11 protein-coding genes and 1 pseudogene are annotated in these 14,417 nt (G+C 70.4%); 6 read left to right on the forward strand and 6 right to left on the reverse strand.

Annotation, left to right across the window (positions count from 1 at the left end):
* The 4 genes and pseudogenes from ACIQPR_RS00005 to glgB form a co-directional block, all read left to right on the forward strand.
* Window positions 1-795, forward strand: a pseudogene (locus tag ACIQPR_RS00005) (alpha-1,4-glucan--maltose-1-phosphate maltosyltransferase); the annotation flags it as partial.
* Window positions 792-2,492: a maltose alpha-D-glucosyltransferase gene (treS, locus tag ACIQPR_RS00010; protein WP_403639486.1), complete on the forward strand. Its 1,701-nt coding sequence runs from the start codon at window positions 792-794 to the stop codon at window positions 2,490-2,492. The pseudogene ACIQPR_RS00005 and the gene treS, both read left to right, overlap by 4 nt.
* Window positions 2,493-2,588: 96 nt before the next feature.
* Entirely contained in the window at window positions 2,589-3,956 is a 1,368-nt protein-coding gene (locus ACIQPR_RS00015) for a phosphotransferase (RefSeq protein WP_403639489.1), read from the forward strand.
* A gap of 29 nt (window positions 3,957-3,985) precedes the next feature.
* Complete coding sequence (glgB, locus tag ACIQPR_RS00020; RefSeq protein WP_403639492.1) at window positions 3,986-6,439, forward strand: 1,4-alpha-glucan branching enzyme; 2,454 nt, start codon at window positions 3,986-3,988, stop codon at window positions 6,437-6,439.
* Here glgB and ACIQPR_RS00025 read toward each other — a convergent pair.
* The 4 genes from ACIQPR_RS00025 to ACIQPR_RS00040 form a co-directional block, all read right to left on the reverse strand.
* Window positions 6,436-8,673: a HelD family protein gene (locus ACIQPR_RS00025; protein ID WP_403642781.1), complete on the reverse strand. Its 2,238-nt coding sequence runs from the start codon at window positions 8,671-8,673 to the stop codon at window positions 6,436-6,438. The genes glgB and ACIQPR_RS00025 overlap by 4 nt on opposite strands.
* 162 nt (window positions 8,674-8,835) lie before the next feature.
* Window positions 8,836-9,150 carry a thioredoxin gene (gene trxA, locus ACIQPR_RS00030; RefSeq protein ID WP_403639495.1) on the reverse strand — a complete coding sequence of 105 codons (315 nt, stop codon included), beginning with the start codon at window positions 9,148-9,150 and terminating at the stop codon, window positions 8,836-8,838.
* Complete coding sequence (locus ACIQPR_RS00035; RefSeq protein WP_403642782.1) at window positions 9,147-9,533, reverse strand: MerR family transcriptional regulator; 387 nt, start codon at window positions 9,531-9,533, stop codon at window positions 9,147-9,149. Before ACIQPR_RS00035 ends, trxA begins: the two co-directional genes overlap by 4 nt.
* A 29-nt stretch (window positions 9,534-9,562) precedes the next feature.
* Window positions 9,563-10,072 carry an Lrp/AsnC family transcriptional regulator gene (locus tag ACIQPR_RS00040; protein ID WP_403639498.1) on the reverse strand — a complete coding sequence of 170 codons (510 nt, stop codon included), beginning with the start codon at window positions 10,070-10,072 and terminating at the stop codon, window positions 9,563-9,565.
* A gap of 45 nt (window positions 10,073-10,117) precedes the next feature.
* Between ACIQPR_RS00040 and ACIQPR_RS00045 the strand changes: the two genes are divergently transcribed.
* Entirely contained in the window at window positions 10,118-11,029 is a 912-nt protein-coding gene (locus tag ACIQPR_RS00045) for an NAD-dependent epimerase/dehydratase family protein (RefSeq protein ID WP_403639501.1), read from the forward strand.
* Window position 11,030: 1 nt separating this feature from the next.
* Window positions 11,031-11,930, forward strand: coding sequence for an aldo/keto reductase (locus tag ACIQPR_RS00050; RefSeq protein ID WP_403639503.1), 900 nt, complete (start codon window positions 11,031-11,033; stop codon window positions 11,928-11,930).
* On the opposite strand, the gene ACIQPR_RS00055 is transcribed toward ACIQPR_RS00050, so the two are convergent.
* Window positions 11,920-12,684 carry a DUF2127 domain-containing protein gene (locus tag ACIQPR_RS00055; protein ID WP_403642785.1) on the reverse strand — a complete coding sequence of 255 codons (765 nt, stop codon included), beginning with the start codon at window positions 12,682-12,684 and terminating at the stop codon, window positions 11,920-11,922. The two genes, ACIQPR_RS00050 and ACIQPR_RS00055, sit on opposite strands and share 11 nt — an antisense overlap.
* A 203-nt stretch (window positions 12,685-12,887) precedes the next feature.
* Window positions 12,888-14,315: a cation:dicarboxylate symporter family transporter gene (locus ACIQPR_RS00060; protein ID WP_403639506.1), complete on the reverse strand. Its 1,428-nt coding sequence runs from the start codon at window positions 14,313-14,315 to the stop codon at window positions 12,888-12,890.
* Window positions 14,316-14,417: the final 102 nt, after the last annotated feature.

The raw sequence follows: 14,417 nt of genomic DNA on the forward strand, positions 1-14,417 counted from the left end.
GTCAACGCCACCGACCCCGACGTGATCTTCCTGGCCGAGGCGTTCACCCGCCCGGCGATGATGGCCACCCTCGCCCAGGTCGGCTTCCAGCAGTCGTACACCTACTTCACCTGGCGCAACACCAAACAGGAACTCACCGAGTACCTGACCGGGCTGGCGGGCGAAGCCGCCGCCTACATGCGGCCCAACTTCTTCGTCAACACCCCCGACATCCTGCACGAGTTCCTCCAGCACGGCGGCCGGCCCGCCTTCGAACTCCGCGCGGTCCTCGCCGCGACCCTCTCCCCGACCTGGGGGATCTACAGCGGGTATGAGTTGTGCGAGAACACTCCGCTACGGCCCGGTAGCGAGGAGTATCTGGACTCCGAGAAGTACCAACTCCGGCCGCGCGACTGGGCGTCGGCCGAGCGGGAAGGACGCAGCATCGCGCCGTTGCTGGGCAGGCTGAACGACATCCGGCGCCGGAGCCCGGCGTTGCGGCAGTTGCGCGACCTGCACTTCCACGCCGTGGACCAGGAGGCGGTGATCGCCTACTCGAAGCGGAGCGGTTCGAACACGGTTCTGGTGGTCGTCAACCTCGACCCCCACCACACCCAGGAGGCCACGGTCTCGTTGGACATGCCGCAACTCGGCCTGGAATGGGACGAGTCGGTGCCGGTGCGCGACGAGCTCACCGGTGAGACCTATCACTGGGGCAGGGCCAACTATGTGCGCCTGGAACCGGGCAACCGGCCCGCACACATCCTCACCGTCCTGCGACCGTCCCCGCAGATCGGAGGGTCACCCACAATATGATCGTCAACGAGCCCGTCCCGGACACCTTCGAGGACACTCCCGCCAAGGACCGGGACCCCGAGTGGTTCAAACGCGCCGTCTTCTACGAGGTCCTGGTCCGCTCCTTCCAGGACAGCAACGGCGACGGCATCGGTGACCTCAAGGGCATCACCGCCAAACTCGACTACCTCCAGTGGCTCGGCATCGACTGCCTCTGGCTCCCGCCCTTCTTCAAGTCCCCCCTGCGCGACGGCGGTTACGACGTCTCCGACTACACCGCCGTCCTCCCCGAGTTCGGCGACCTCGCCGACTTCGTGGACTTCGTCGACTCCGCCCACCAGCGCGGCATGCGGGTCATCATCGACTTCGTCATGAACCACACCAGCGACCAGCACCCGTGGTTCCAGGAGTCCAGAAAAGACCCCGAAGGCCCCTACGGCGACTACTACATGTGGGCCGACGACGACAAGCAGTACCCCGACGCCCGCATCATCTTCGTCGACACCGAAGCCTCCAACTGGACCTTCGACCCCGTCCGCAAGCAGTACTACTGGCACCGCTTCTTCTCCCACCAACCGGACCTCAACTACGAGAACCCGGCCGTGCAGGAAGAGATCATCTCGGCGCTGAAGTTCTGGCTGGACCTGGGCATCGACGGCTTCCGCCTCGACGCCGTCCCGTATCTGTACGCGGCCGAGGGCACCAACTGCGAAAACCTTCCGGCAACCCATGAGTTCCTGCGCCGGGTGCGGAAGGAGATCGACGCCCAGTACCCCGACACGGTGCTGCTGGCGGAGGCGAACCAGTGGCCCGAGGACGTCGTCGACTACTTCGGCGACTACCGGAGCGGCGGCGACGAATGCCACATGGCGTTCCACTTCCCCGTCATGCCGAGGATCTTCATGGCCGTACGCCGCGAGTCCCGCTACCCGGTGTCCGAGATCCTCGCCAAGACCCCGGCCATCCCGTCGAGTTGCCAGTGGGGCATCTTCCTGCGCAACCACGACGAGCTGACCCTGGAGATGGTCACCGACGAGGAACGCGACTACATGTGGGCCGAGTACGCCAAGGACCCCCGCATGCGCGCCAACATCGGCATCCGCCGGCGCCTGGCCCCGCTCCTGGACAACGACCGCAACCAGATCGAGCTGTTCACCGCCCTGCTCCTGTCGCTGCCCGGCTCGCCGATCCTCTACTACGGCGACGAGATCGGCATGGGCGACAACATCTGGCTCGGCGACCGCGACGCCGTGCGCACGCCGATGCAGTGGACACCTGATCGCAACGCAGGTTTTTCGTCCTGTGACCCCGGCCGGCTGTCGCTGCCGACCATCATGGACCCCGTCTACGGCTACCAGGTCACCAACGTCGAGGCGTCGATGTCGTCGCCCTCCTCGCTGCTGCACTGGACCCGCCGCATGATCGAGATCCGCAAGCAGAACCCGGCCTTCGGCCTCGGCACCTACACGGAGCTGCCGTCGTCCAACCCGGCGGTGATCGCGTTCCTGCGCGAGTACGAGGACGACCTCGTGCTGTGCGTGAACAACTTCTCCCGGTTCGCGCAGCCGACGGAACTCGACCTGCGGGCGTTCAATGGAAGGCACCCGGTCGAACTGTTCGGCGGGGTGCGCTTCCCGGCGGTGGGAGAGCTGCCGTACCTGCTGACCCTGGCGGGGCACGGCTTCTACTGGTTCCGGCTCCGCAAGGAAGCGGCCTAGTCGCCCCGTGGGGCGGGGTGGATCCGGTTTCCCCCGCCCCGACCGGGGCACGCAACAGTGACACCCCGACCACCCCGGGGAAAGGAGCGTGACGTCATGGCGGAAACAGTCACCCTGTCCGGCCGGACCAGTCCCGGCCTCCTCGCGTCCCTCGACCCCCTTCTGCGGGAGTGGCTGCCGAGGCAGCGGTGGTTCGCGGGCAAAGGCCGCCCCGTCACCGGTTTCTCGTTGGTCGCCGCCACCGAGCTGCTGCCCGTGGACGGCCCGCTCGGCCTCTACCACCTGCTGGTCCGCGCCCGGCAGTCCCCCGCGCCCGGCGACTGCTACCAGCTCCTCATAGGGGTGCGCGAGGCGCTGCCGCCCCGGCTCGCGCCCGCGCTGATCGGACATGTCGAGGAGGGCCCGCTCACCGGCCGCACGGTGTACGAGGCCCTGTACGACCCCCGGCCCGCCGAAGTGCTCCTGGAGGCCCTGCGCACCCAGGCCCACATCGGCGGGCTGCGCTTCGAACGGGACCCGGACCAGGACATCGCAACCGGCCTGGCCCCCCGCCTGATAACCGCCGAACAGTCCAACTCGTCCGTCGTCTACGGCGACTCGTTCATCCTGAAGCTGCTGCGCCGGATCGTCCCCGGCACCAACCCCGACCTGGAACTCCCGCTCGCCCTCGCCCTGGAGGGCTGCCCCCGGGTGCCCGCGCCCACGGCGTGGCTGCGGGCGGAGTTCGCCGAGGAGCCGTACGTCCTCGGGGTGCTCCAGCCGTTCGTGCGGGGCGCGTCCGACGGCTGGGAACTGGCGCTGCGCGAACTGCGCAAGGGCGAGGACTTCGGCGCGCAGGCGCGGGCGCTGGGCCGGGCCACGGCCGAGGTGCACGTGGCCCTGGCCCGCGCCCTGCCGACCACGACCCTGGGCCATGCCCAGCTGGACCTGCTGGTGACGGGCATGACCGAGCGGCTCGACGCGGCGGCCCAAGCGGTGCCCGCGCTGCGGCCGTACGCGCCCGGACTGCGTACGGCGTTCTCGGCGCTGGCCGATCTCGCGGCCGAGGGCCACACCTGGACCGCCCAGCGCATCCACGGCGATCTGCACCTCGGCCAGTGCCTGCGCTCGCCGTCCGGGGAGTGGTCGCTGATCGACTTCGAGGGCGAGCCGTCCCGGCCGCTGGCGGAACGCCGGCTGCCGCAGCCGCCGGTGCGGGACATCGCGGGGATGCTGCGGTCCTTCGACTACGCGGCCCACTCCGCCGACCCGCCGGCCCCGGGCTGGGCGGCGCGCTGCCGGGCCGCCTACTGCTCCGGGTACGCGGAGGTCGGCGGCGCGGACCCGCGCACCGACCCCGTCCTGCTGCGCGCGTACGAGACGGACAAGGCGGTCTACGAGGTCGTCTACGAGGCCCGGCACCGCCCCGACTGGCTCCCGGTCCCGCTCTCCGCCGTCCGCCGCCTCGCCAACCCCACCACCTGACCCACCCCGCCGCCCAGGAGGCCCCGCCCGTGACCCCGCGCCCCCCGTCCAACGGTCCGGACCCGAAGAAGGCCGCCGCGAAGAAGCCTTCGGCCAAGAAGGGTGCCGGTGCCGCTGCCAGTGCCGGTACCGGTGCCGGGAAGAAGGGCTCCGGGAAGAAGAACTCGACGAAGAAGAACGCGCTGAAGAAGGCGGCGGTGAAGAAGACCTCGGTGGAGAAGGCGCCGGTGAAGAAGACGGCGGTGAAGAATCCCCCGGCCGAGAGGCCCCCGGCCGAAACGGCGCCGGTCGGGGCGGTCGCGCCCGAGATCGCCGTCTCCCCCGCGCTCGACGCCGTGGACCGCGACCGGCTCCTGCACGGCACGCACCACGCGCCCCACTCCGTGCTCGGCGCCCACCCGGTGCCCGGCGGTGTCGCGTTCCGGGTGTTCCGTCCGTTCGCGCTCGGCGTGAGCGTCGTGGTGGACGGGTCGACGGCCGGGCTGCACGACGACGGTGACGGGTTCTTCTCCGGGCTGCTCCCGCTCCCCGACGTCCCCGCGTACCGGCTGCTCGTGGCCTACGACGGCACCGCGCAGGACGTCGAGGACGCGTACCGTTTCCTGCCCGCGCTCGGTGATCTGGACCTGCATCTGATCGGCGAGGGCCGGCACGAGCAGCTGTGGCGGGCGCTCGGCGCGGAGCCGATGACCCACCAGGGGGTCACCGGCACCCGGTTCACGGTGTGGGCGCCGAACGCCCGGGGCGTCCGGCTGGCCGGCACCTTCAACTTCTGGGACGGCACGGGCGCCCCGATGCGCTCGCTCGGCGGCACCGGGGTCTGGGAACTGTTCATGCCGGGCATCGGCGAGGGCGAGCTGTACAAGTTCGAGATCACCCGGCCCGACGGTTCCCGGACACTGCGTGCCGACCCGATGGCCCGCCGCACCGAGGTCCCGCCCGCCACGTCCTCCATCGTGACGGCCGCGCACCACGAGTGGGACGACGCCGAGTGGCTGGCCCGCCGCGCCGAAGTCCCGGTCCATGAGGCGCCGTTCTCCGTCTACGAGGTCCATCTCGCGTCCTGGCGCCCGGGTCTGACGTACCGTCAGCTCGCCGAGCAGCTGCCCGCCTACGTCAAGGACCTGGGCTTCACGCACGTGGAGCTGATGCCGGTCGCCGAGCATCCCTTCGGCGGCTCCTGGGGCTACCAGGTCACCGGCTTCTACGCCCCGACCGCCCGCCTGGGCACCCCGGACGACTTCAGGTTCCTGGTCGACGCCCTGCACCGGGCCGGCATCGGTGTGCTGATGGACTGGGTGCCGGCCCACTTCCCGCGCGACGACTGGGCGTTGGCCGAGTTCGACGGCCGCCCCCTGTACGAGCACGAGGACCCGCTGCGGGCCGCGCACCCCGACTGGGGCACCCTGGAGTTCGACTTCGGCCGCCGCGAGGTGCGCAACTTCCTGGTGGCGAACGCCGTCTACTGGTGCGAGGAGTTCCACATCGACGGCCTGCGCGTGGACGCGGTCGCCTCCATGCTCTACCTCGACTACTCGCGCGAGCCGGGCCAGTGGACCCCGAACGAGCACGGCGGCCGGGAGAACCTGGACGCGGTCGCCTTCCTCCAGGAGATGAACGCGACCGTCTACCGGCGGGTGCCCGGTGTCGTGACGATCGCCGAGGAGTCCACCGCGTGGGACGGCGTCACCCGCGCCACCGACACCGGCGGACTCGGCTTCGGCTTCAAGTGGAACATGGGCTGGATGCACGACTCGCTCGACTACATGACCCACGAGCCGGTCCACCGTCGGCACCACCACGGCGAGATGACGTTCTCGATGGTGTACGCGTACAGCGAGAACTACGTGCTGCCCATCTCGCACGACGAAGTGGTGCACGGCAAGCGGTCGTTGGTGTCGAAGATGCCCGGCGACTGGTGGCAGCAGCGCGCGAACCTGCGCGCCTACCTCGCCTTCATGTGGGCCCACCCGGGCAAGCAACTCCTCTTCATGGGCCAGGAGTTCGCCCAGGGCGCCGAGTGGTCCGAGACGCACGGCCCCGACTGGTGGCTCCTCGACCCGGCCTACGGCGCCGAAGCCGACCACCGGGGCGTGCGCGACCTGGTCCGCGACCTCAACACGGTCTACCGCACGACCCCCGCGCTCTGGCAGCTCGACACCAGCCCCGCCGGCTTCCGGTGGACGACGGGCGACGCGGCCGAGGACAACGTCCTCGCGTTCCTGCGGCTCGACGCCGAGGGCGTGCCGCTGCTCGCCGTCAGCAACTTCTCCCCCGTCGTCCGCCACGACTACCGCCTCGGCGTCCCGGACGACACCCCCGCCTGGCACGAGACCCTCAACACGGACTCCGTCGCCTACGGCGGCAGCGGTGTCACCAACCCCGACCCGCTCAAGCCCGAACCGACCTCGTGGCACGGCCACGCGGCCAGCATCCGACTGACACTGCCACCACTGGCGACGATCTGGCTGCGGCCCGCCTAGGCCGTGTCCGCCACCTCGGCCAGCGCTCGCGGCAGCGCCCCGGTGTGCACCACCCCGAGCCGTTGTGTCGCCCGGGTCAGCGCCACGTACAGGTCGCTCGTGCCGTACCGACCCGGCTCGACGACGAGGACGGAGTCGAATTCGAGGCCCTTGGCCTGGCGCGGGTCGAGCAGGACGACGGCGCGGGTCAGGTCGGGCTCCGCGCCCGCCGTCACTCCGTCGAGTCGCGCGGCCAGCCGCCGGTGCAGGTCGCGCGGGGCGATGACGGCCAACCGGCCTTCGGAGGGGGTCAGTTCGCCGACGGCCTTCGCGACCGCGCCGGGCAGGTCGTCGGTCGCGCGCACCCAGGGCCGTACACCTGTGGACCGTACCGAACTCGGCGGTTCGAAGGACGGGTTCTCGGTGCGGACGACCGCTGCCGCGAGGTCCATGATCTCGGCGGGGGTGCGGTAGTTGACGCCGAGGCGGGTGTGGGTGAAGCGGTCCTCGACGTAGGGGGCGAGGATCTGCGACCAGGAGCCGACGCCCGCCGCCTCGGCCGTCTGGGCCGGGTCGCCGACCAGGGTCATCGAGCGGGTGGGGCTGCGCCGCATGAGCAACCGCCAGGCCATCGGGGAGAGTTCCTGTGCCTCGTCGACGATGATGTGGCCGAACGCCCAGGTGCGGTCGGCCGCCGCGCGCTCGGCGGCGCTGCGGTGGTCCTCCTCCTCGTGCCGCTCGGCGAAGCGTTCGGCGTCGATGATGTCGTGCGCGGACAGCACCTCGGAGCCCTCGGGGTCGTCCTCCTCCTTGTCCTCGAACTCGAAGGTCCGGGAGGCGAAGGACACGTCCAGCACGCCCTGCGCGAACGACACCTGTTCCGCGCGCTCGCGTTCGGCCCGCGCCCGCACCACCCGGTCGTCGGTGCCGAGGAGTTCGGCCGCCTCGTCGAGCAGCGGTACGTCCGCCACGGTCCACTCGCGGGTCACCGGGCGGCGGATGGCGTCCGCGTCGTCGTCGGAGACGTGGCCGACGGGGTCGGCGAGGAAGTCCGCGACGAGGTACTGCGGGGTCAGCCGCGGCCACAACTGGTCGATGGCGGCCCAGACTTCGGGGTTCTCGGCGAGTTCGTCGCGGATCTGGGTGATGTCGCTGGGGTCGAGGAGGTTGCCGCCGTCGAAGGGGTCGGTGCCGATGCGTTCGGCGACCATCTCGGTGAGCGTGTTGAGGATGTGGCCCTCGAAGTGCTCGCGGGCCGCGTTGTGCGGGAGCCGGGCCTCGCGGGTGCGGTCGCGGGCCACGCGGACCAGGCCGTCGTCGAGCATCAGGATCTCGCGGTCGTGCTCGATGGCGATCACCGGGTCGGGCAGGGACTGCCAGTCGCGGACGACCCTCGCGAGGACGTCCGCCATGTCGGCGCGGCCCTTGACGGCCGCCGCCGCCCGGCTGTCGACGGCCGTCGCCCGCACACCGGGGAACAGTTCTCCCACGGTCGCCAGCAGGACGCCGGTCTCGCCGAGGGAGGGCAGCACCTCGCCGATGTAGCCGAGGAACGCGGGGTTCGGGCCGACGATGAGGACGGCGCGTTTGGCGAGCAACTCCCGGTGTTCGTAGAGGAGATACGCGGCCCGGTGCAGCGCGACGGCGGTCTTGCCGGTGCCCGGCCCGCCCTCGACGACCAGGACCCCCCGATGGGGTGCCCGGATGATCTCGTCCTGTTCGGCCTGGATGGTCTGCACGATGTCACTCATCCGGCCGGTGCGCGCGGAGTCGAGCGCGGCGAGCAGCACCGCGTCGCCGGTCGGGTCCTCGTGGCCGGTCCGCTCCCGGTCCCCCAGGTCGAGGATCTCGTCGTGCAGGGCGGTGACCCGGCGGCCGTCGGTGGTGAGATGCCGGCGGCGGCGCAGGCCCATCGGGGTGTGGCCGGTGGCGAGGTAGAAGGGGCGGGCGACCTCGGCCCGCCAGTCGATCAGGATCGGGGTGAGGTCGGCGTCGTCGGCGCGGATGCCGATCCGGCCGATGTGGTGCCGGACCCCGGAGGTGAGGTCGATCCGGCCGAAGCAGAGCGAGCCGTCCACGGCGTTCAGCGCGGCCAGCAGCCCCGAGCGCTCGGCGACCAGGATGTCCCGCTCCAGCCGGGCCTGCATGGGGGTGTTGCCCTGTCCGAGCGCGTCCGTGACGGAGTCCTCGGTGGCGCCGCGCAGCGCGTCCACGCGTGCGTAGAGACCGTCGATGAATTCCTGCTCACCGCGAATTTCATCGCTGTTTGACAATTCCACTCCCGGGCCTATATACTGTGCTCACTAAACCTCTTCACGACCTAATTCCCGTGAAGTCGCGAACCATTGAATATACGCAGAAGAATCCCCCGAGCGCAATTGCTCAGGGGATTTTTTCGTGCCCGCGGGTCCAGTTGTTCAGATCACCTCGGCCAGTTCCTCCAGCAGCCGTCGCTTCGGCCGGGCTCCCACCATGGCCTTCACCGGCTCACCGTCACGGAACACCATGAACGTGGGCATCGAGAGAACCTTGTACGCGTTCGTGGTCTCAGGATTCCGGTCCACGTTCAGCTGCACGACCTTCAGCCGCTCGCCCTCCTCCGCGGCGAGAGCGCGCAGCACCGGCGCCATCTGCCGGCACGGCGGGCACCAGTCCGCGGTGAACTCCACCAGCACCGGCACCTCGGCCCCGATCACCTCGGCCGCGAAATTGCCGTCCGTCACATCGATCACAGTTCAGACCCTCCCAGTTCGCACAACGGCACCGGCTCCTCGACGGTCGCCAGCCGCACCCCGATCTCCGCCCGCACCGCCTGCAACTCCCCGATCAGGGAATCCAGTTCGGCCAGCTTGCGGCGGTAGACGGCGAGCGACGCCGGGCACGAGTCGCCCTGCGGGTGCCCGGCCCGCAGACACTCCACGAAGGGCCGCGTCTCCTCCAGGTCGAACCCGAAGTCCTGCAAGGTCCTGATCTGCCGCAGCAGCTTCAGGTCCCCCTCGTCGTACGTCCGGTACCCGTTGCCACCGCGCCGCGCGGGCAGCAGCCCCCGCGACTCGTAGTACCTGAGCGTTCGCGTCGTGGTCCCGGCCCGCGCGGCCAGCTCGCCGATTCGCATGTCCACGACGGTAGTCCTTGACGTCGGCGTCAGGGCAAGAGCGGTTTGCGCTCCAGCGGCGAGGTCAGCACGATCGACGTCGTGGTGCGCCCGAGCGCGGAGACCGCTTCGAGGACGTCCTCCAGGTGGACGGTGTCCCGGACGGCGACCTTGAGGATCCAGCAGTCCTCGCCGACGACATGGTGGACCTCGGTGATCTCCGGGCGCTCGATCAGCTCCAGGGTCCTTGGGTGCTTCAGGGTGTAGCCGCCGTGCGGGTTGACCCGGATGAACGCCTGGATGCCGTAGCCGAGCCGGCCCGGGACCACCTGGGCGCCGTAGCCGCTGATCACGCCCGTGCTCTCCAGCCGCCGCACCCGCTCGGTGACCGCCGCCGGGCTCAGCCGGACGCGTCGCCCCAGCTCGCTGAGCTTGATCCGGCCGTCGGTCTGGAGGAGCTGGAGGATCTGCCGGTCCAGCGCGTCGAAGGCCACCGAGGTTTCGTCGGCACCGGCCCGCGAATGCCGTGGTTCTTTCGGTACGGAGGCCGCAACTCCCATGTCTTCCCCTTCAAGCCGCCCGGGTACGCCAGCAGAATTATGGTCATGGAAAAGGCGCGAGAGGTACTGGTCATCGGCGGCAACCGCTACTTCGGCAAGCGGCTGATCGCCCGGCTGCTGGCCGCCGGGGACCGGGTCACGGTCCTCAACCGGGGTTCGTCCCCGCCGCCCGCCGCGGCCACGCACCTGATCGCCGACCGCGACGACGAGGACGGGCTGCGCACCGCGCTCGGCCCGCGCCGCTTCGACGTCGTCGTCGACCAGGTCTGCTACACCCCGCACCAGGCGGCGGTCGCCCGCCGCGTGTTCACCGGCCGCACCGGCCGCTATGTCATGACGTCGACGGTCGAGGTGTACGAGTACGAGGACTCCGCCGACCTCGTGCCCGAGACGGCCGTGGATCCGCTCACCGTCCCCGTCGACCTCGAACTCCCCTGGGACCAGCCGGAGTTCCGCGACGCGCACTACGGCGAGGGCAAGCGGCAGGCGGAGGCGGTGTTCGCGGCGGGCGGGGACTTCCCGTTCACCGCCGTCCGCGTGGCCCATGTGCTGGGCGGCGCCGACGACTTCACCGGCCGCCTCGCCCACTACGCGGACCGCATCCGCGCCGGCGAGCCGATCGCGGTGCCCACCACCGACCACCCGGCGACCTACATCCACGTCGAGGAGATCGCCGACTTCGTCGCCTGGACGGCAGGCCAGGACTTCACCGGCCCGGTCAACGCGGCCTCCCACGGCCTGCTGACCACACGGGAGTTGTGCGCGGCGATCACCGCACACCTCCCCACCGGCCGCACGGTCCTGCGCACGGTCGAGGTCGGTGAGACGTCCCCGCTCTCCTTCACCCGCCGCTACGGCATGGCCAACTCCCGCGCGGAGCGGCTCGGTTTCGCCTTCGGCGACGTACGGCGGTGGCTGCCGCGGGCGGTCGCCGAGACCATGGGAAAGGACAACTGACATGCGCCACCGCGCACTTGGCGATCTGCGGGTGAGCGCCGTGGGACTCGGCGCGATGCCGCTGTCGGTGGAAGGCCGCCCGGACGAACGACGCGCCCTGGCCACGGTGCACGCCGCGCTGGACGCGGGCGTGACCCTGCTGGACACCGCCGACTCCTACCACCTCCCGGGCGCCGAACCCGGCCACAACGAGGCGCTGATCGCCCGCGCGCTCGCGGCGTACGGCGGCGACACGTCCGACGTGCTGATCGCCACCAAGGGCGGACGCGGCCGACCGGCGGACGGCGGCTGGACGGTGACCGGCTCGCCACGCCGTCTCAAGGCCGCCGCCGAGGCCTCCCTGAAGCGGCTCGGCGTCGACGCCATCGGCCTCTACCAGCTGCACAAACCCGACCCGGCCGTGCCCTTCGAGGAGTCGGTGGGCGCCCTGCGCGAGCTGCTCGACGAGGGCAAGATCCGGCTGGCCGGTGTCTCCAACACGGACACCGGACTGATCCGGCGGGCCCGCGCGATCCTCGGCGACCGCCTGGTCTCGGTGCAGAACCGGTACTCGCCCGCCGTACGGGACAGCGAGCCGGAGCTGCGGCTGTGCGCCGAACTCGGCCTGGCCTTCCTGCCGTGGAGCCCGCTCGGCGGCATCTCCCGCAGCTCGCTGGACGGCCCGCCGGACCCGAACCGCGAACCCGGCTCCACCGCGTTCCACGCCGTGGCCCGCGAGCACGGCGTCAGCCCCCAACAGGTCTGCCTGGCCTGGCTGTTGGCGAAGTCGCCGACCGTGATCCCGATTCCCGGCGCCGGCCGCCCCGAGTCGATCCGGGACTCGGCACGGGCGACGGACCTGACCCTGACGACGGCCCAACTGACCCTGCTGGACCGGGATGTCGTGGGCGTCAGACCATGACCCCGGCGGACGTCTCCACTTCCAGCAGGGAGGCGCTCTCGCGCTCCTCGTCGAAGGCCTTCCGCCCGCCGCGCAGGCCGAACAGCCGCTTGGCGAGCGCGATGTAGACCACGGCGAGGACGTTGAGGACGAGGGTGGCGATCTTCAACCAGCTGATGTGCTCGGTGAGTTCGTAGATCTCCAGCGGCAGGAACGCGGCGGTGGCGACCACCGTCAGATACTCCGCCCAGCGCTTGGCGTACCAGAGCCCGCCGGCCTCGACGAGTTCGATCAGCGCGTACGCCAGCAGCAGTACGGCGACCAGGACCAGCGTGGAGTGCTTGTAGCCGAAGGTCTTCTGGATGGAGCCGACGACCGGCGAGTGGTCGAGGTCGTAGTGGAAGTGCTTGAAGACCGGGCGGAAGACGTCGAGGTACTCGTCGAAGAGCTTGCGCACGGAGTCCTGGCTGTTGCTGAACTTCCACACGGCGGCGGCGACCAGCACGATGAACACCCCGCGCACGGCCCGCTCGATCGCCAGGAACCGCAGGATGAACAGGTCCCGCAGCACCTTCCCGCGCGGCACCAGCGGGGCGTTCTCGGCGGGCCCCGAGGCGTGCGGGTCGCCGAGCGCGAAGTCGCCGCAGCGCAGACAGCGCCAGGCCACCCCGAGCTTGGTCTCGGCGCGCAGCCGGTCCCGCAGCACCGTCTCGTCGGGCGCGTACGTCACATGGCCGTGCCGTGCGCAGTGCCGCCGGTCCCAGTCGATCTTCATGCCCATGTCCCCCGAGACTCCCGCCGAACGCGAACGTGCCGTGCCGGAGTTTTCCGGCACGGCACGGCACGCTAGTGCATCCCCCACCAGCGCGGGGAGGTGGTCCGGGCGGCTGAGCGACGGGGGGACACCCAGCCGCCCGGAGTCCGTGGGGCGTCCGGACCTTGTTCAGGTGGGTCCGGGCGCCCCGCTCGGGGGGCCGGTCAGGCCTTGGCGAGTTCCTTCTCGCCGCCCTGCTCGGGCACACCGTCGAGGTGCTCGTCGGTGTCCGCCTCGTCGAGCAACGTCTTCTCGTCGAAGGGCAGTTCACCCGCGAGGACCCGGTTCACCCGCTCCTTGTCGACCTCGCCGGTCCAGGTGCCGATGAGCAGGGTGGCGACGGCGTTCCCGGCGAAGTTGGTGACCGCGCGGGCCTCGCTCATGAAGCGGTCGATGCCGATGATCAGACCGACACCGTCGACCAGGGCCGGCTTGTGCGACTGGAGACCGCTGGCGAGTACGGCGATGCCGGAGCCGGAGACACCGGCCGCGCCCTTCGAGGCGACCATCATGAAGAGCAGCAGCCCGATCTGCTGGCCGATGCTCATCGACTGGTCCATCGCGTCGGCGATGAACAGCGAGGCCATCGTCAGGTAGATCATCGTGCCGTCGAGGTTGAAGGAGTAGCCGGTCGGCACGGTGATGCCGACGACCGGGCGGCTGACACCCAGGTGCTCCATCTTCGCGATGAGCCGCGGCAGCGCGGACTCGGACGAGGAGGTGGAGACGATCAGCAGGAACTCCCGGCCGAGGTACTTCAGCAGGTGGAGGAGGTTGACCTTGGCGACCAGCTTGGTCAGCGTGCCGAGCACGATCACGATGAACAGGAAACAGGTGACGTAGAAGCCGAGCATGATCGTGCCCAGTGCCTTGAGCGCGTCCATGCCGGTCTCGCCGATGACGGCGGCCATCGCGCCGAAGGCGCCGACGGGCGCGGCCCACATGATCATGCCGAGGATGCGGAAGACCAGCTTCTGGATGTACTCGACCCCGCGCAGCACCGGCTCGCCGGTCCGGCCCATGGCCTGGAGCGCGAAGCCCGCGAGGAGCGCGATCAGCAGGGTCTGGAGGACCTGGCCCTCGGTGAAGGCCGACACGAAGGTGGTCGGGATGATCCCGAGCAGGAAGTCGACCGGGCCCTCGGCGGCGGCCTGGGCCTGGGTGTGCCCGACGCCCTTGACCGCCTCGGTCAGGTGCATGCCGCTGCCCGGGTGGATGATGTTGCCGACGACCAGGCCGATGGCCAGCGCCACGAACGACATCGCGATGAAGTAGCCGAGCGCGAGCCCGCCGACCTTGCCGACCTGTGCGGCCTTCCGTACCGAGCCGACGCCGAGCACGATCGTGCAGAAGATGATCGGCGAGATCATCATCTTGATCAGCCCGACGAAGCCCGTGCCGAGCGGCTTCAGCTCCTTGGCGAAGTCCGGCGCGATGAAGCCCACGGCGATACCGAGGGCGACCGCGACGATCACCGCGAGGTAGAGGTAGTGCGTACGGTCCCGCTTCGCGGGGGGTGCTGCGGGTGCGGCAGGTGCGGGAGCGGGGGTGCTGGCCACGGCTGCCCTCCTTGACGACGTCGTCGGCATCATCCGGCGTGCGGCTCACGACCGGCGGAACCCGGGCTGCGAGTGCGGCTCACGTCCGGGAAGATCCGGGAGACGGGGGCTCCCAGGGGGTTTCGGTGACTATCT

It is taken from the genome of Streptomyces sp. NPDC091280 (assembly GCF_044768565.1).
GTDB lineage: Bacteria > Actinomycetota > Actinomycetes > Streptomycetales > Streptomycetaceae > Streptomyces.

Excerpts from the sequence above, each read along its gene's own strand:
- ACIQPR_RS00040 (WP_403639498.1), bottom strand. The coding sequence starts at position 10,072 with ATGGGAGTTGCGGCCTCCGTACCGAAAGAACCACGGCATTCGCGGGCC.
- ACIQPR_RS00035 (WP_403642782.1), bottom strand. The coding sequence starts at position 9,533 with ATGCGAATCGGCGAGCTGGCCGCGCGGGCCGGGACCACGACGCGAACG.
- ACIQPR_RS00045 (WP_403639501.1), top strand. The coding sequence starts at position 10,118 with ATGGAAAAGGCGCGAGAGGTACTGGTCATCGGCGGCAACCGCTACTTC.
- ACIQPR_RS00015 (WP_403639489.1), top strand. The coding sequence starts at position 2,589 with ATGGCGGAAACAGTCACCCTGTCCGGCCGGACCAGTCCCGGCCTCCTC.
- ACIQPR_RS00050 (WP_403639503.1), top strand. The coding sequence starts at position 11,031 with ATGCGCCACCGCGCACTTGGCGATCTGCGGGTGAGCGCCGTGGGACTC.
- ACIQPR_RS00060 (WP_403639506.1), bottom strand. The coding sequence starts at position 14,315 with ATGATGCCGACGACGTCGTCAAGGAGGGCAGCCGTGGCCAGCACCCCC.
- ACIQPR_RS00055 (WP_403642785.1), bottom strand. The coding sequence starts at position 12,684 with ATGAAGATCGACTGGGACCGGCGGCACTGCGCACGGCACGGCCATGTG.
- treS (WP_403639486.1), top strand. The coding sequence starts at position 792 with ATGATCGTCAACGAGCCCGTCCCGGACACCTTCGAGGACACTCCCGCC.